The following is a 15,306-nucleotide window of genomic DNA, read 5'->3' as shown; positions in this document are numbered from 1 at the left end:
TGGCCGGCTATTTTTTCGGACTGAGGAAGTCCAGCGCGAACGGCGGCGCCTTGCCGGCCATAAGATCGGCCAGGATGCGCGCCGTGCCGGCGGCAAAGGTAAAGCCCAGCGGGCCATGGCCCACATTGAGCCACAGATTGCCCACTTTGCTGGCGCCCACCAGCGGCGCGCTGTTCGGCGTGGCGGGGCGCAGGCCGGCCCAGGCCGTGGCCTGGTCGTAATCGGCGCCGTGCGGCATGGCTTCGCGCGCCAGCCGCGTCAGGCCGGCGATGCGGCCCCAGTCGATGCTGTTGTCGGCGCCCACCATGTCGACCATGGCGGCCACGCGCAGGTCGCCGCCTATGCGCGCATACAGCACCTTGCGCTCGAAATCCGTGATGCTGATCTCGGGCGCCCGGTCCTGTGCGCGGATGGGCGCCGTCAGGCTGTAGCCCTTCAGCGGGTACAGGGGCAGGTAGACGCCCGCCGTGGCGGCCAGGTCGCGGCTCTGGATGCCGGCCGCCAGCACATAGTGATCTGCCTGCAACAGGCCCAGGCTGGTGTCGACGCCCGTGATCCTGCCCTTGTGCGTGACGAGGCGGCGCGCCTCGCCTTTTAACAGGAGCGAACAATTCGGGTGCTGCAGCAATCGCGCTTCCAGCGCCAGGCAAAAGGCGTGGCAATCGGCCACTGCCTCGCCCTCGGTAAAGATGCCGCCCGCCAGCGCACCCTGCAAGGCCGCCAGTGCCGGTTCGCGCTGCACGGCTTCCTGCGGCGACAGCACGACGCGCGCCTCTTCCGATTCGGGCCGCGCCACGGCCCGCTGGAAGATGGCGGGCGAGCGGTAGACGATGAGTTTGCCGGCATCGCGCCAGGCATAGGCTTCGGGAGGTACGCTCAACTCCAGCTGCGCCATGCCGGCGCGGCTCCATTCGCCCAGCTGCAGCAGCTGGGCCGTCGTGCGGGCATTGCTGGCTGCATTGCAATTGCGCAAGAAACTGGCCATCCAGCGCCATTGGCGCCAGTCCGCCTCGGGACGGAAGCGCAGCGGGCCATCCTTCTGCAGCAGCCATTGCAGGGCTTTCAAGGGCACGCCCGCGTCCGCCAGGGGCGCCACATAGCGATAGCTGAGCTGGCCGCCATTGCGGTAGCTGGCGGCAATCGCCACCTGTTCATTGCGTTCGAGTAAGGTGACCTTGTAGCCGGCCTCGGCCAGCCACCAGGCCGATGTCAGACCGACGACGCCGCCGCCGATGATGATGACTTGTTGCTGCATGTTGCCTCGCTGCGTTGCGCTCCCATGGTGCGGGAGCATTCGATGAGAGCTTAGAGGCTGGCCATCACGTGAGCCAATGAAACATCATGGTGCAGCCATAACTTTCAGGAATGCACTATTTCAGTGCAAATGATTCATGCTTGTCAATCGCACCACGGTATACGGTGGTGAGGATCAATTCCTCGCTGCGCCCCATGGCGGAGTACCTGCCCGGATAACGTTCGGGATCGCTGCCCGTGCCGCCCACCAGCATCACCATGCCATTCTTGTGCTTGAAATCGAGCACGAAGGCGGAGACGAGGCCATACGCGTCGCCCAGGTGGCCCACGGCCGTGAAGCTGGCGCCCTCGACCAGGCCGTTGCCCCGCCCCGCCACGGCATCGAACTGCTGGTTGCCCAGGCCCCAGGCACGGTACAAGCCCCGTTCGCTGTTGCCATTGCTGCCGTCCTGCGCCAGCTGCCATTGCCGGCCAAACATCAGGGCGATGCTGGCTGGATGCAATAGTTGTTTGCCCTCATGGCGGCCACCGTCGAGCAGCATCTGCATGATCTTGCCCAGTCCCGCGGCGGAGATGCGCAAGCCGCCCGTGGGACTGAAGACGGTGGCGTTGCTGCCGATCACATAACGCGCGATGCCGGCAGGCGGGCGCTGATCAAAATCGTCGGCCTGGGCGATCCAGGGGCCGTGCGGCTGCCAGATTTCCGTGTCGAGCGTGCGCTTGCGGTACAGGGTGGCCGTGTCCGCCAGCTCTGCCTGAGAGAATGCCGCCGGATGGTAGCCGCCGCGCAACTGCAGGGGATCGAGCAGCAGGCGCCGCATCAGCCGGTCGAAGCGCTCGCCCGTGACTTGTTCCATCACGGTGCCGATCACGCCCCAGTTCAGGTTGGAATACGTAAAGTAGCGGCCGGGTGCCGCGCTGGAATCCCACATCGCGTCGCCGCCAGCCGTAAACACGTCGCGCAGGCTGCGTTCGGGACCCCAGGCATAGCCGCCCGCGTCGCGCAGCGAGGAAGTGTGGCTGAGCAAGCTGCGCAAGGTCAAGGGCCGCTGGGGGAAATGCGGGTTGCGCAGGGAAAAGCCTAAATAAATGCCCACGTCCTGGTCCAGGCTCAGCTTTCCCTGTTCGACCAGCCGCAGCAGGCCCAGGGTCGTCATCATCTTCGATACGGAAGCGATGCGGAACAGGGTGTCCGGCGTGACGGGCAGGTTTTCCGCCGGTGTGGCACCGATGTGCCGGTAGCCAAATTGTTGCTGATACGACACCTTACCATTGCGGATGGCCAGCACGGACAGGCTGGCCAGCGGGTGGGCCGCATCCTCGACGATGGCCGACAGGGCCGCGTCGAGCGCGCGCTGTTGCGGGCCGGCGACGGGTGCGCTGGCGCTGCCGGGTGGTGCGGCCATTGCCGGCCAGATACCGCCCAGCAGCAGCAAGCCGAGCAAACCCGTGATTCGCTTTTTCATATTCTCATACCATGTGTGGATGCGCCGCCAGCATAGGGCGCGATGGTTTCCATGGCTAATGAAAATTGCTTATTTATCTATAATACAAAGCTATACGTACGGTAAAACATTGTTTTTTTAAATGTATAACCGTTATTTATGGTCATTTTCCATTTATTCATGGATGGACGGGCTACGCGCAAGCGCCATCGCTATTACACTAGGAGGACAAGGAGAACTGTATGAGCCAGACCAGTGTAGAACTCAAGGTCGATTTAAATGACAATTCGCCTTTATATATGCAGATCGCCCGCAAGCTGAGCGATGACGTACGCAACGGCCGCTACCAGGTAGACCAGGCCCTGCCATCCGAACGTACCCTGTCCGAACTGCTCGACGTATCGCGCGTGACTGCCCGCAAGGCCATCGATCAATTGGTCGAGCAAGGCCTCGTCGTGCGCCGCCGTGGTTCGGGCAACTATATTGCCCCGCGCATCGAGCAGCCGCTGTCGAACCTGTCGAGCTTTTCCGAGCAGCTGCAGCAGCGCGGCTACCGCCCCGGCTCGCGCTGGCTCAAGCGCGAAGTCGTCATCGCCAGCAGCGACGAGCAGCTGAGCCTGGGCCTGGCGCAGAACACGAAAGTGGCGCGCCTGGAGCGCTTGCGCCTGGCCGACGACGTGGTGATGGCATATGAAGTGAGCGTGCTGCCCTTCAGCGTGGTGCCGGACCCGGATGCCATGGGCGATTCGCTGTATGAATACTTGAGCAGCATCAAGAAGGCGCCCGTGCGCGCCTTGCAGCACATCCGCGCCATGAATGCGACGGACGTGCTGGCCAAGCAGCTGGGCATCCCCGATGGCCAGGCCGTGCTGTTCATCACGCGCATCGCCTACCTGGAAACGGGCGAAGCGGTGGAACTGACGCATTCGTATTGCCGCAGCGACCATTACGACTTCGTGGCGGAAATGCGCCGTTCTCCTTAATTCAGCTGCCGGAATTACTGCTGGATCAGGCGGATCATGGATTCGGCCACGCCCACGGACGACTCCCAGCTCATGCCGGTCACCAGCCGGCCATCGACCTCGACGTGACTCTTGCCGTTGGCGCCGTGCCTGAAGATGCCGCCATGGCGCTTGATGCTCGCTTCCGCCGAGAAGGGATAGGCCTTGTATATCGGCGATTCCTTGTTGAGATACGCATCGGGGAACGAGGTGAGCACCTTGCCCTGGATCAGGAAAGTACCGTCACTGAGCTTCAGATTCTTGATGCCCTCGGTGCCATGGCAGATGGCCGCGATCACCCCGCCTTGTTGTTCGTAGATACGCACAGCGATGTCCTGCAGCGGCTTGTTGTCCGGGATGCCGACGATGGCCGCGCCGCCGCCGACGAAAGCCATGCCCGCATACTCGTCGGCCCTGACCTCGGAGACGGGCTTGGTATGGGCCAGTGCCCACATGAAATCACTGTCGTACAGATGTTTTTTGAGCAATTCGTCCGACGTGACGATCATTTCCAGGGGAATGGCGCCCCCCTCGGGACTGACGAAGTCGACCGCGTACCCTGCTTTGCGAAAGGCATCATAGGTATAGGCCAGCTCGGGAAAATTATTGCCTGCATTAATTTTTGTGCCGGGATATTGATGCACATTCGACACGACCAACAGCACCTTGCGTGCATGGCGCGGGGCTGCCGGCTCGCGATCGGCCGACTTGCTGATGATCTTCCAGTTGCCGGCGATCTTTCTTAAAAGAAAGACATCCATATAGCGGACCCCTTGCTGGGGAATGTGGATCTCGGCCTTGGCGGTGGCCACCTTGCCGCTCACCTCCACCTTGATCAGCCGCCCGTGACGCCCATTGAATTGCCCTATTTTCTCTGGGGAAAAGAGTTTGGCGTATTCCGGACCGCTGAGCTCCCATTCCGTATCGTTTTTGCCGTCCAGATAAAGACGGGAGGTGGCATGGAAGGCCTGGTTGATCTCGTCCTGTACGTTGAAACTGGTGCCGTGCAGATACAAGCGCACGGTTTCCCGGATGGCATTTTCGTCCTGGTCGGCGGTTGCGGCGGTGCCGGCGGCGGCGCTGCTGAGCAAGCAACAGGCGAGTACCGTTCGCAATAAAAACTGAATCATGACTTTACCCTGAATGAATAACTGCGTTTATCGGAGCAACGACTATTTCAGGTCGTTGTTGGTCGATAAGTTATCGAAATGCAGGGGAATTGATGTCGCCAAACAGGATTTCAGACTCCGGAATGGCGATTCCGGAGCGGTTTTATGCGGAAATGGCCGTGGCCGCCTGGCTGGGCTGGGTGCGGAAGCTGGCGGGAGTCTGCCCAGCAACTTTCTTGAAGGCCGAGTAGAAGGTGGAACTGGAATTGAACCCGCAGCGCTCGGCAACGGTATCCATGTTCAATTGCGGCTCGTCGGCCAAGACCTGTTTCGCTTCGGCGATACGGTATTCATTGACGTAGGTGTTGAAGCTCTTGCTCAGCTTGTCATTCAATACCTGCGACACCTGCGCCTGCGTGCACCCCGCCCGTTTGGCCAGTTGGGCCAGGGTCAGGTTCGGATTCAGATAGGATTTCTGCCGGGTCATCTGTTGTTCCAGCGCAGCGAGCACGGCAAGCGCATCGTCGTGCGTCAGGCGGCTGTTCTGGTACTTCGGCTTCGGTTCGGCAGGCGTGGCGGTTTCCTTTCTCAGCAGAAAGACCATGACCGCGACATGCAGCGAGAAGGTGAACGACAAGGCGCCGACAATATACGACGTGAACGGCGTGCTTGCGTACGCCGCCAACATCACACAGCTGCCTGCAAAGACGCTCAGCATCAGCATGCTGCTGGTCGCCATCCGCTGTCCGTCGTGCAGCCATGCATGGCGGGTTTGCCAGAGCAAGCTGGCGGTTGCCAGCAGGTAGCATAGCCAGAACAGATGAATCGCATGACTTGAACGGTCCCACACAGGACGATACGCGGAATATGGAAAGGCAACGCCAATGACTATCAGCAGGAAGGACAGGCCCAGATGCCAGCGCCATTGCTGGCCGGCAGGCTGTTGCGCGAGGCCGGCGATGAAGGAACGCACATACAGATAGGTCAAGGGACCGATCAGCAGGCAGGCCGACAGGCCCAGCTGGCGAAATTCGATGGCGATCGCCGGGTTGAAGTAGAGGAAGGCGGATTTGGCGGTGCGCACCCCCACGGCAAGCAGCAATGCGCCCAGCATGCAGTCGGCCAGGCTGCGAGGCCGGCGGCTGAAAAAATAGACGGCCAGGAAAATGCCGTTGATGGCGCCAAGGGCGCTAAACAGGAACAGCAATTGGCGAGCGATCATGGGGCGTGTCGTGGATTGTGGCGTCGAACCCAAGTATAGACATAAATGGGAGCGTATCGAAGTACAAGTAGGACACCACGTTCCTGCACCAGCCATAAACTCCCGTTATGCCCGCCCGCCATCCTTTCATGGTTGATCTCGCTCGTTGGTATTAAACTGGTTTCACCTTCAACCATGTTCTGAAATCATGTTGAAAACTGAAACCCCGAGCCGGCGGCATCCGGACCTGGACCTGTATCCGGTGGAGCAACTGGTGGCGGCGCTGGTCGATGACCAGTTCTGGGCCGTCGAAGCCGTGCGGCTGGCGTCGCTGCAAATCGGAGCGGCCATCACGGCCGCCCTCCCCCGCATCGCCGCCGGCGGACGCTTGCTGTACGTGGGCGCCGGTACGTCGGGACGCCTGGGCGTGCTCGACAGCGTTGAATTGACGCCCACGTTTTCCTGGCCGCCCGAGCGGGCCGTCGCCATCCTGGCCGGCGGCGCGGGCGCCATGTTCACGGCCGTGGAAGGGGCGGAAGATGATGTACAGCAAGGCGAGCGGGATGTGCTGGCCTTGTCGCCGCAAGTAAATGACGTCGTGATCCTGCTGGCCGCCTCCGGCGCCACGCCGTATGTGCTGGGCGCGCTGCTGGCCGCGCGCAAGGCGGGCGCCTTGACGATAGGCATCGCCAACAATGTGGACGCCCCCGTGGCGCGCGAGGCGCAATGCGGCATCGTGCTCGACACGGGCACGGAAGTCATTTCCGGCAGCACGCGTCTGAAAGCGGGCACGGCGCAAAAAATCACCCTGAACACGATTTCCAGCGCCCTGATGGTCGGTTTGCACAAAACTTACGGAAACTTGATGGTAGACTTGAAGCCGACCAACGCCAAGCTGATCTGGCGGGCGGTGCGTCTGACCATGCATGCCACCGGCGCCAGCGAGGTGCAGGCCAGGACTGTGCTCGAGCAATGCCAATTTCACGTCAAGGTGGCGATTGTTGCCTTGATCAAAAAAATCAACACAAACCAGGCACAGGCATTGTTGGCCGGCGCGGACGGCAGTGTGCGGGCGGCACTGGCGGCCTGATCCGATGGCGCGGCATTCTTCTGTCTGGAAGACCAAGAAGGATGTATGGAGCTAGTGAAACAACCCGCCGCGGCGCGCGCCAATAATCCGTGGCTGTGGATCCCTTCCCTGTATTTCGGCCAGGGCATCCCCTACGTAGTGGTCATGACCTTGTCCGTGATCATGTACAAGAATTACGGCTTTTCCAATACGGATATCGCGCTGTACACGAGTTGGCTGTACTTGCCTTGGGTCATCAAGCCCCTGTGGTCGCCCTTCATCGATATGTACCGCACCAAGCGCTTCTGGATCGTCGGCCTGCAGCTGGTGATCGGCGCGGCGCTGGCGCTGGTGGCCCTGACGACGTCCCTGCCCCACTTTTTCCAGATCAGTTTGGCCATCTTCTGGCTGATGGCTTTCAGTTCCGCCACGCATGATATCGCCGCCGACGGCTTTTATATGCTGGGCCTGGAAGAGCACCAGCAGGCGGCCTTCGTGGGCGTGCGCAGCACGTTTTACCGATTGGCGATGATCGCGGGCCAGGGCGGCCTGGTGTTTCTTGCCGGCTATCTGACGCATGCGACGGGCAATGTGCAGCTGGCCTGGTCCGTCGTGTTCGCGATTCTGGCGGGATTGTTCATCGCCCTCTTCCTCTACCATTATTTTGTCTTGCCGAAACCCAAGGATGACCGGCCCAGCATCCAGGGCGCCGGTGTTTCTCCGCTGCAAGAATTCTTCGCCACCTTTGCCGCCTTCTTCAAGAAGAAGGATATTTTCGTCATCCTCGGCTTCTTGCTGCTGTTCCGCCTCGGCGAAGCGCAACTGCTCAAATTGGCCGCGCCCTTCCTGCTCGACCCCGTCGCCAAGGGCGGCCTGGGCCTCAGCACGGAACAGGTGGGCCTCGTCTACGGCACCATCGGCGTGATCGCCCTGACCCTGGGTGGCTTGCTGGGCGGATTCATCATTTCCCGCTTCGGCTTGAAACGCTGTTTGTGGATCATGGTGCTGTCCGTGCACTTGCCCGACCTGGTCTTCGTCTACCTGGCCAGCGCCTTGCCCAGCAACATCTATGTGATCGCGGGGGGCATTGCGCTTGAGCAATTTGGCTATGGCTTCGGTTTCGCTTCGTATATGTTGTACATGATCATGGTCTCCGACGGTGCGCATAAAACGGCCCATTACGCCATTTGCACGGGCTTCATGGCCCTGGGCATGATGTTGCCGGGCATGGCCAGCGGCTGGATCCAGCAAATGCTCGGCTACCAGCACTTCTTCATCTGGGTCTGCATCGCCACCATTCCTGCTTTCATCATGGCCGCGCTGGTCAAGATCGATCCCGAATTCGGCAAGAAGGCCGAGGCCTGATTCTTTTGAACCGTGCGCCCGCAAGGATGGCGGGCGCACAGTAAAATGCCCGCACCGATAGACCTGCGCTTTACCACTGCAAGGAATTGTTTTGTTGTCTACTTTCAAAAAACGCCTGGGCGCCACGGCCGGCGTGCTGGCCGCGTTAGCCACCGCCACATTGCTCAGCAGCTGTACCAGCACCAAAATGCCTTCCGCAGTGACGCCAGGCGAAGCGGGCTTGCCGGCCGTGCCGCCCGTACAGCACATCACGGGCGAAGTGCCGCCGCCGGCGCCGCGCGAATTTCGCGCCGCCTGGGTCTCGACGGTCGCCAATATCGACTGGCCCAGCCGCAACAATTTGCCTGTCGCCAAGCAGCAAGCCGAAGCCATCGCCATCCTCGACCGCGCCAAGTCCTTGAATCTGAACGCGATTGTGCTGCAGGTGCGTCCCAGCGCCGATACGATTTACCCATCGCAACTGGAGCCATGGTCGGAATACCTGACGGGCAAGCAAGGCCAGCCGCCATTGCCCATGTATGACCCGCTGGCTTTCTGGGTGGCCCAGGCGCATGCGCGCGGCCTGGAATTGCACGCCTGGTTCAACCCGTACCGGGCCCGTCATGCGACGGCCAAGTCGCCGCTGGCGCGTGACAGTTTCGCGTCCACCAACCCGGCATCCGTCAAGCAATACGGCCGCTATCTGTGGATGGACCCGGGCGATGCGGCCGCCTCGAAGCATACGACGGACGTGGTGCTGGACGTGGTGCGCCGCTACGACATCGATGGCGTGCACATCGACGACTACTTTTATCCGTATCCGATCGACGCGCCTGGCGCCGGCGCGGGAGCCGAGACGGCCGCGCTGGACGCGGGCAATGGCGGCGCCAAGCGCGAACTGCCGTTTCCCGATGAACCTTCCTGGCAGCAATATCTGCTGGCCGGCGGCCAGCTGGACCGCGCTTCCTGGCGCCGCCAGAACGTCAACCAGCTGATCGAAGCTTTATATACCGGCATCCACCGCGAAAAGAGCTGGGTGCGTTTCGGCATCAGCCCGTTCGGCATAGGCCGCCCGGACCGCCGCCCTGCCGGCATCGTCGGCTTCAGCCAGTACGATAAATTGTATGCGGATGCGGAACTGTGGCTGGCCAAGGGCTGGCTCGATTACCTGTCGCCGCAGCTGTACTGGCCTGTGGCGCAGGCGCCGCAGGCGTTTGGCGTGCTGCTCGACTACTGGCTGGCGCAGAATCCGTATGGCCGCCACGTGTGGCCCGGTTTATATACGAGCCGCATCGACAATTCCGCCAAATCCTTCACGCCGCAAGAGATCATCAAGCAGATCGAAGTGACGCGCACGCGCCCCGGCGCGAATGGGCAAGTGCATTTCAGCATGGTGCCCCTGATGCAGAACCGCAAGGGTGTCAGCGAGCAACTCAAGGCGAGCGTGTATCAAAGCCCTGCCCTGATCCCCGCCACGCCTTGGCTGGGCAAGGAAGCGCCGGGCACGCCTGTGCTGGCCTTGCGCCGCGATTCCAGCAGCCTGAACGTCAAGTTGACGTCGGGCGGCGGCAAACCCGTGACGCAATACGCTGTCTGGGCCCGCTACGGCGAAGACTGGCGCTTCACCGTGGTCACGGGTGTGCAGGGCGAGCTGACCCTGGTCGACGATGCCACCGGTAAAGTCAATGCGGTGGTGGTCAGCGCCGTGGACCGCCTCGGCAATGAAAGCCCCCGCGTCACCGTGCGCGCACCGTTTACGGCCCCCGCCAAGTAATTGCTGACCGTTCACCGCTAGTCCATAACCTGCAGGCATGAAACATGCGCAAGCTTTCATGCCTGCAAGACCAGCTTGGCTTTACACTCATGCCATGATTTCCGTCCCTGCAACCAATACTGATACTGCCGTGCTCGGGCTGGGCATCGACGCGGGCGGCACGCAGACGCGCTGGGCGCTGGCTACCGGCGACGGCACCATCGTGGCCGACGGCGCCGTCGAGGGCTTGTCTGCCTTGCAAATGGGCAGCGATGCGGGCCGCGCCGCCGTGCATGCCACGTTTGCAACATTGTGCAAGCAAGTGCTGGCCGTCGGCCAACCGCGTGCCGTGGTGGCCGGCTTGACGGGTTTTGGCGGCGACGATGTTGTGCTGGCGCAAACCATGGCCACCTTGCTGGCGCTGGATGCCGCTGATGTCAGCTTGGGCAACGACATTGAAATCGCTTATCGCGACAGTTTTGAACCAGGCGAAGGTTATCTGGTCTACGCTGGCACGGGTTCGATCGCCGCCTGGATCGATGCGGATGGCGGCTTTCACCGCGCCGGCGGGCGCGGCGTATTGCTCGACGATGGCGGCGGCGGCTACTGGATCGCGCGCGAAGCCTTGCGCCACATCTGGCGCCGCGAAGACGAGGCGCCCGGCAGCTGGCAAGCCTCGCCCATGGCCGGGGCCGTGTTTGCGCAACTGGGCGGCAGCGACTGGTCGCTGTCGCGCGCCTTCATGTACGGCCAGGACCGGGGCGCCATCGGCCGCCTGGCGCTGGCCGTGGCTGCCAGTGCGGATGCCGACCCGCTGGCGCTGGACATCTTGCAGCGCGCGGGACAGGAACTGGCGCGCCTGGCCCTGGCCCTGACGGCGCGATACGGTCCCCGTCCCGTGGTACTGGCCGGGCGCGCGGCGCAATTGCACCCGGCCATCGCGGCTGCCATGCGCGCCGCTTTGCCTGTATCGTTGATGATGGAGCAAAAAGTTGCCCGTTCGCATGAGGCCGCGGCCAAGCTGGCGGCCAGGACGGCGAGCCAGCGCATTGGCAAGAACTGAACATTTTATTAACCCGAACACGGATCTTTCATGAAAAAAATCGCCCTCGCCCTGCTGGTGGCCCTGCTTTCCGCCTGTACCACGCCCGCGCCGCACCTCGACCATAGCTTGAATGCGCGCAGCCAGAGCCCGCGCGTGAAATTCATCGTCATCCATTACACGGTCAGCGACCTGCCCCGCTCGATCAAGATCCTGACGGAACAAGTAGTCAGCAGCCATTATTTGCTGACGGACACGGACAAGCCGAAGTTTTACGTGCTGGTCGACGAATCGCGCCAGGCCAATCATGCGGGTGTGAGTAACTGGAAGACTTATACACAGTTGAATGTCAGCTCGATCGGCATCGAGATCGTCAATCCCGGCTACAAGGACACGCCGGAAGGCCGCCTCTGGTATCCATTCCCGCAGGCACAGATCGATGAACTGATTCCGCTGTTGAAAGATATCCAGGCCCGCTACAACATCGCGCCGGAAAATATCCTGGGCCACAACGAAATCGCCCCGCAGCGCAAGCAGGACCCGGGTCCGTTGTTTCCATGGCGCCAGCTGGCCGATGCGGGCCTGATCGTCTGGCCCGATGCCAACCGCGTGGCCGCGCAACGCCTCATTTTTGAGCAGCAAGTGCCGGACGCCGTCTGGTTCCAGAAGAAGCTGGCCCAGCATGGTTATGCGACGCCGAATACGGGCGTGTTCGATGAAGCGACGCGCAATGTGCTGATCGCCTTCCAGATGAAGTACCGCAATACGCGCTTTGACGGCATGCCCGATGGTGAAACGGCGGCCCTGCTGGAAGTGCTGACAACGCCGGCGCCAGCTGTTGCAACAAAGTAGCATGGCCGTTCCAGCCCATGACTTTTTCTTATATGCTGAACGTTAACGGCCCAGGCGGCCAAAGCAAGGTAAAGGAATAGCTCATGCGGCTGCGTCATATCGAAGTGTTTCACGCCATCATGCAAGTTGGCACCATCAGCGGCGCCGCCCAGGTGCTGCATATCTCGCAGCCGGCCGTGACCAAGGTCTTGCAGCATTGCGAATTGCAACTGGGCATGCCGCTGTTCGAGCGCGTGCGGGGCAAGCTGTACCCGAAACCCGAGGCGCACCGTTTGTTTGTCGAGACGGAAAAGCTCAACCGCGATTTATTGGGCATCCGCCGCCTGGCGGCCAGCCTGAAGGGGCATGCGGTGGAAACCATCCGCCTGGTGTCCACGCCGACGCTCGCCATCAGCGTCTTGCCGTTTGCCATGACGGAGTGGCGGCGCGACTTTCCCCACACGCGTTGCCAGCTGGCCACCCACCACACGGGCGAGATCGTCAATACCCTGCGCCTCGGTGAAGCGGACCTGGCCGTATCGCTGCAAGACCCGCGCCATCCGGGCATCGTGGCCGAACCCATTGCGCACGGTGTCATGACGGTGATCGCGCCAGCCGGCACCTGGCATGCGGCCGATTGCGGCACACCATTGACCGCGCATGGCCTGAACGGCGAGCTGATCGGCCATGCGGACAACGATCCGCTGGGCGAACTGGTGGTGGCCGCCTGCGAGGCGCAGGATATCCACCCCGTGTTTTCCACCGTGGTGCAGACGTATCAAATCGCCCGTTCCCTCGTGGAAGCGGGCGCCGGCATGGCCGTGGTCGACCCGTTTACGGCTGCGTCCGGCTCGCCCGAGCGGCTGCAGCGCCGTCCCTGGGCGCCCACGATACCGATCCAACTGTATTTACTGACGGCGAGCCACTCGCCGCTGTCGCATGGCGCGCGGCGCCTGGCCGACAGCATCGGCGTGGCGGCGCGCAACTGCCTGGAAAGAGGAGTCTGATGTCTGTTGCAAGTTTGCAATTAGAAGCGGTCGGCAGCGATCCGCAATTTCGTCATCTGAGCAGCATCGCCGGCATCGCCGTCGACTTGCGCTATGCCACGCCCGACAACTTCGTCGGCCGCGACTTATACAGCCCCATCGATTGCGCCTGGCTGCACCGCGACGCGGCCGCCGCGCTGGAGCAGGCCGTGGCCTGGCTGGCCGCGCAGCGCCCCGATCATCATCTCTTGGTGCTTGACGCGCTGCGCCCGCAGCGGGTGCAGCAGCAATTGTGGGATGCGCTGCAGGGAACGGAGTTGCTGGGCTACATCGCCGAGCCGTCGCGCGGCTCCATTCACTCGTTCGGCATGGCGCTCGACATCACCATCGTGGGGCCGGACGGCAGGGAACTGGACATGGGCACGGGCTTTGATGACCTAAGTGAGCGCTCGCATCCGGCGCTGGAGCTGGTGTTGCTGGAGAAGGGGGACATTACGGAGGAGCAAGTGGAGCATCGCCGCTTGCTGCGCGACGCCATGTTCCAGGCGGGTTTCTTCGGCATCAACAGCGAATGGTGGCATTTCGATTGCGGCGACCGGGTGCTGGTGCGCCAGACCTACACCCGGGTTCTCTAGTTAAAAGACTTTCAAGCCCTTCAGCATCACGATCAGGATCAGCACGGGCGAGACAAAGCGCAGCAGGAACAGCAGCACATGCGCCAGGGTTTGATTTTGCAACTGACCATGATTGCTGATCGCCTCGATGAAATGCTGCTTGCCCCAGGCCCAGCCTGTAAACAAGGCAATGGCGATGCCGCCCACGGGCAGGAAGATATTCGACGAAACGAAGTCGAACAAATCAAACATATTCAAATTGAATAGCTTGAAGTCCGCCAGGGTGCTGTTACTCAGCGCGCACACGGAACCGAGCACGGCCAGCAGCAGCATGGTCACGATGGTGGACTTGGTGCGCGTCCAGCCAAAGCGCTCATGGAAGATCACCACGGGCACTTCCATCAGCGACAGCATCGCCCCCGTGGCGGCCACGGCGGCGAGGATGAAGAACACCACCATCAGGGCTTGCCCCATCGGGATTTGCGAAAATACGGCCGGGATGGTGATGAACACCAGCGACGGTCCCGCACTGGGAGCGAAGCCAAACGTAAACACGGCGGGGAAGATGGCGATACCGGCCAGCATCGATACACCCAGGTCGGCCGCCATCACGCGCAAGGTGGTGACGGGGATATTCTGGTCATCGCGGAAATAGCTGCCGTAGGTCATCATCGTGCCCATGCCGACAGATAGCTTGAAGAAAGCCAGGCCCATGGCCGTCAGCACGACGGAAGCCGTCAGCTTGGAAAAATCAGGGCGGAACAGGAATGCCAGGCCTTCGCCCGCCTTATCCAGCGACAGGCTCACCGCGCACAGCAACAGCAGCAGCAGGAACAGCAGTGGCATCAGCTTCTTGGCGATCGCCTCGATGCCCTTGGTCACGCCCAGCATTAAGATGCCGCCGATAAACAGCAGTACGCCCCATTGCCAGAACAGCGATTGCAAAGGATTGCTGATCAGCGAGGCGAAGGCCGCTTCCGTCACCAGCTTGTCGCTGCTCAGGATGGAGCCATCGATGGCCTTGGCGATGTACGCAAACACCCAGCCCACGACTTCCGAATAAAACGCGACGATCAGGAAGGCGGCGACCATGCCGATAAAGCCGACCAGCCACCAGGGCTTGCCCTTCGGTGCCAGCTGTTCCATGGTGGAAATCGGGTTGACCTTGGCGCGGCGCCCCAGGGTGATTTCCGCGATCATCACGGGCAGGCCTACTAATAAGGTGGCGAGCAGATAGATGAGCAGGAAGCCGGCGCCGCCATTGGCGCCGGTCAGATAGGGGAATTTCCAGATATTGCCGAGACCGACTGCGGAACCGAGGGTGGCGGCGAGCACGCCGAAGCCAGTGGTAAAGCCAGCTCGTTTCAGGGTCAGGCCTGATCCTTGAGCTTGTTGTTTCATGGTGAATCTTCTATGGTTCTATATATAGGCAAGCGCCGTTTGGCGCGGAGGGGGCGAAATTGTAGCAGTTGGCCGCAAATACCCCGGAAAAGCCTTGCTACTCCCGGGGCGCTTTGCTATAGTTCGCCTCCCCAATGAGACGCAGTCAAATGCGGCACTTGAGGATCACCGGAAACGGTGATGCAGTAAAAAGAAGGAGTTGACGGACGTAGCAAATTGCTTCATACTCTTCCTTCTTCGCAGCTGACAAACACAA

General features: G+C 61.6%; 13 protein-coding genes. 8 read left to right on the top strand and 5 right to left on the bottom strand.

Annotation, left to right across the window (positions count from 1 at the left end):
* Window positions 1-7: 7 nt before the first annotated feature.
* Both AC1RJW_RS06055 and AC1RJW_RS06050 read right to left on the bottom strand, forming a co-directional pair.
* Window positions 8-1,294, bottom strand: coding sequence for a D-amino acid dehydrogenase (locus tag AC1RJW_RS06055; protein WP_493044225.1), 1,287 nt, complete (start codon window positions 1,292-1,294; stop codon window positions 8-10).
* 76 nt (window positions 1,295-1,370) lie between these two features.
* The gene (locus tag AC1RJW_RS06050; RefSeq protein ID WP_493044224.1) at window positions 1,371-2,720 is read right to left on the bottom strand and encodes a serine hydrolase domain-containing protein; all 1,350 of its coding nucleotides are present in this window, start codon (window positions 2,718-2,720) and stop codon (window positions 1,371-1,373) included.
* Between the two features lie 221 nt (window positions 2,721-2,941).
* Between AC1RJW_RS06050 and AC1RJW_RS06045 the strand changes: the two genes are divergently transcribed.
* The gene (locus tag AC1RJW_RS06045; RefSeq protein ID WP_489629382.1) at window positions 2,942-3,682 is read left to right on the top strand and encodes a GntR family transcriptional regulator; all 741 of its coding nucleotides are present in this window, start codon (window positions 2,942-2,944) and stop codon (window positions 3,680-3,682) included.
* A gap of 14 nt (window positions 3,683-3,696) precedes the next feature.
* On the opposite strand, the gene AC1RJW_RS06040 is transcribed toward AC1RJW_RS06045, so the two are convergent.
* Together AC1RJW_RS06040 and AC1RJW_RS06035 are read right to left on the bottom strand one after the other, a co-directional pair.
* On the bottom strand, window positions 3,697-4,830 hold the full coding sequence (locus tag AC1RJW_RS06040) for a nuclear transport factor 2 family protein (protein ID WP_493044223.1): 1,134 nt from the start codon (window positions 4,828-4,830) through the stop codon (window positions 3,697-3,699).
* 142 nt (window positions 4,831-4,972) lie between these two features.
* Entirely contained in the window at window positions 4,973-6,064 is a 1,092-nt protein-coding gene (locus AC1RJW_RS06035) for a helix-turn-helix transcriptional regulator (protein ID WP_493044222.1), read from the bottom strand.
* A 154-nt stretch (window positions 6,065-6,218) separates the two neighbouring features.
* On the opposite strand from AC1RJW_RS06035, the gene AC1RJW_RS06030 reads away from it, so the two are divergent.
* The 7 genes from AC1RJW_RS06030 (at window position 6,219) to AC1RJW_RS06000 (ending at window position 13,670) form a co-directional block, all read left to right on the top strand.
* Window positions 6,219-7,100, top strand: a complete 882-nt coding sequence (locus AC1RJW_RS06030; protein WP_493044221.1) for an N-acetylmuramic acid 6-phosphate etherase — start codon at window positions 6,219-6,221, stop codon at window positions 7,098-7,100.
* 45 nt (window positions 7,101-7,145) lie between these two features.
* Window positions 7,146-8,444: an MFS transporter gene (locus AC1RJW_RS06025; protein ID WP_493044220.1), complete on the top strand. Its 1,299-nt coding sequence runs from the start codon at window positions 7,146-7,148 to the stop codon at window positions 8,442-8,444.
* Window positions 8,445-8,535: 91 nt separating this feature from the next.
* Window positions 8,536-10,197 carry a glycoside hydrolase family 10-like protein gene (locus AC1RJW_RS06020; protein ID WP_493044219.1) on the top strand — a complete coding sequence of 554 codons (1,662 nt, stop codon included), beginning with the start codon at window positions 8,536-8,538 and terminating at the stop codon, window positions 10,195-10,197.
* Between the two features lie 94 nt (window positions 10,198-10,291).
* On the top strand, window positions 10,292-11,239 hold the full coding sequence (locus AC1RJW_RS06015) for a BadF/BadG/BcrA/BcrD ATPase family protein (RefSeq protein ID WP_493044218.1): 948 nt from the start codon (window positions 10,292-10,294) through the stop codon (window positions 11,237-11,239).
* Window positions 11,240-11,269: 30 nt separating this feature from the next.
* Window positions 11,270-12,070, top strand: a complete 801-nt coding sequence (locus tag AC1RJW_RS06010) for an N-acetylmuramoyl-L-alanine amidase (RefSeq protein WP_493044217.1) — start codon at window positions 11,270-11,272, stop codon at window positions 12,068-12,070.
* Window positions 12,071-12,153: 83 nt separating this feature from the next.
* Window positions 12,154-13,056 (top strand): LysR family transcriptional regulator, encoded by a 903-nt coding sequence (locus AC1RJW_RS06005; RefSeq protein ID WP_070288989.1) that lies wholly within the window; start codon window positions 12,154-12,156, stop codon window positions 13,054-13,056.
* Complete coding sequence (locus AC1RJW_RS06000) at window positions 13,056-13,670, top strand: M15 family metallopeptidase (RefSeq protein WP_493044216.1); 615 nt, start codon at window positions 13,056-13,058, stop codon at window positions 13,668-13,670. Before AC1RJW_RS06005 ends, AC1RJW_RS06000 begins: the two co-directional genes overlap by 1 nt.
* On the opposite strand, the gene AC1RJW_RS05995 is transcribed toward AC1RJW_RS06000, so the two are convergent.
* Window positions 13,671-15,050, bottom strand: a complete 1,380-nt coding sequence (locus AC1RJW_RS05995; RefSeq protein ID WP_493044215.1) for a sodium-dependent transporter — start codon at window positions 15,048-15,050, stop codon at window positions 13,671-13,673.
* Window positions 15,051-15,306 lie beyond the last annotated feature (256 nt).

Source organism: Janthinobacterium sp. GW822-FHT07A03, assembly GCF_058798815.1.
The sequence above is the reverse complement of the archived record's forward strand: the minus strand, read 5'-3'. Positions and strand labels throughout refer to the sequence as shown.

What these genes read in the sequence shown, in the direction of transcription:
- AC1RJW_RS06055 (WP_493044225.1), bottom strand. Translation starts at nt 1,294, where the DNA reads ATGCTCCCGCACCATGGGAGCGCAACGCAGCGAGGCAACATGCAGCAA.
- AC1RJW_RS06050 (WP_493044224.1), bottom strand. Translation starts at nt 2,720, where the DNA reads ATGAAAAAGCGAATCACGGGTTTGCTCGGCTTGCTGCTGCTGGGCGGT.
- AC1RJW_RS06045 (WP_489629382.1), top strand. Translation starts at nt 2,942, where the DNA reads ATGAGCCAGACCAGTGTAGAACTCAAGGTCGATTTAAATGACAATTCG.
- AC1RJW_RS06040 (WP_493044223.1), bottom strand. Translation starts at nt 4,830, where the DNA reads ATGATTCAGTTTTTATTGCGAACGGTACTCGCCTGTTGCTTGCTCAGC.
- AC1RJW_RS06030 (WP_493044221.1), top strand. Translation starts at nt 6,219, where the DNA reads ATGTTGAAAACTGAAACCCCGAGCCGGCGGCATCCGGACCTGGACCTG.
- AC1RJW_RS06025 (WP_493044220.1), top strand. Translation starts at nt 7,146, where the DNA reads ATGGAGCTAGTGAAACAACCCGCCGCGGCGCGCGCCAATAATCCGTGG.
- AC1RJW_RS06015 (WP_493044218.1), top strand. Translation starts at nt 10,292, where the DNA reads ATGATTTCCGTCCCTGCAACCAATACTGATACTGCCGTGCTCGGGCTG.
- AC1RJW_RS06010 (WP_493044217.1), top strand. Translation starts at nt 11,270, where the DNA reads ATGAAAAAAATCGCCCTCGCCCTGCTGGTGGCCCTGCTTTCCGCCTGT.
- AC1RJW_RS06005 (WP_070288989.1), top strand. Translation starts at nt 12,154, where the DNA reads ATGCGGCTGCGTCATATCGAAGTGTTTCACGCCATCATGCAAGTTGGC.
- AC1RJW_RS06000 (WP_493044216.1), top strand. Translation starts at nt 13,056, where the DNA reads ATGTCTGTTGCAAGTTTGCAATTAGAAGCGGTCGGCAGCGATCCGCAA.
- AC1RJW_RS05995 (WP_493044215.1), bottom strand. Translation starts at nt 15,050, where the DNA reads ATGAAACAACAAGCTCAAGGATCAGGCCTGACCCTGAAACGAGCTGGC.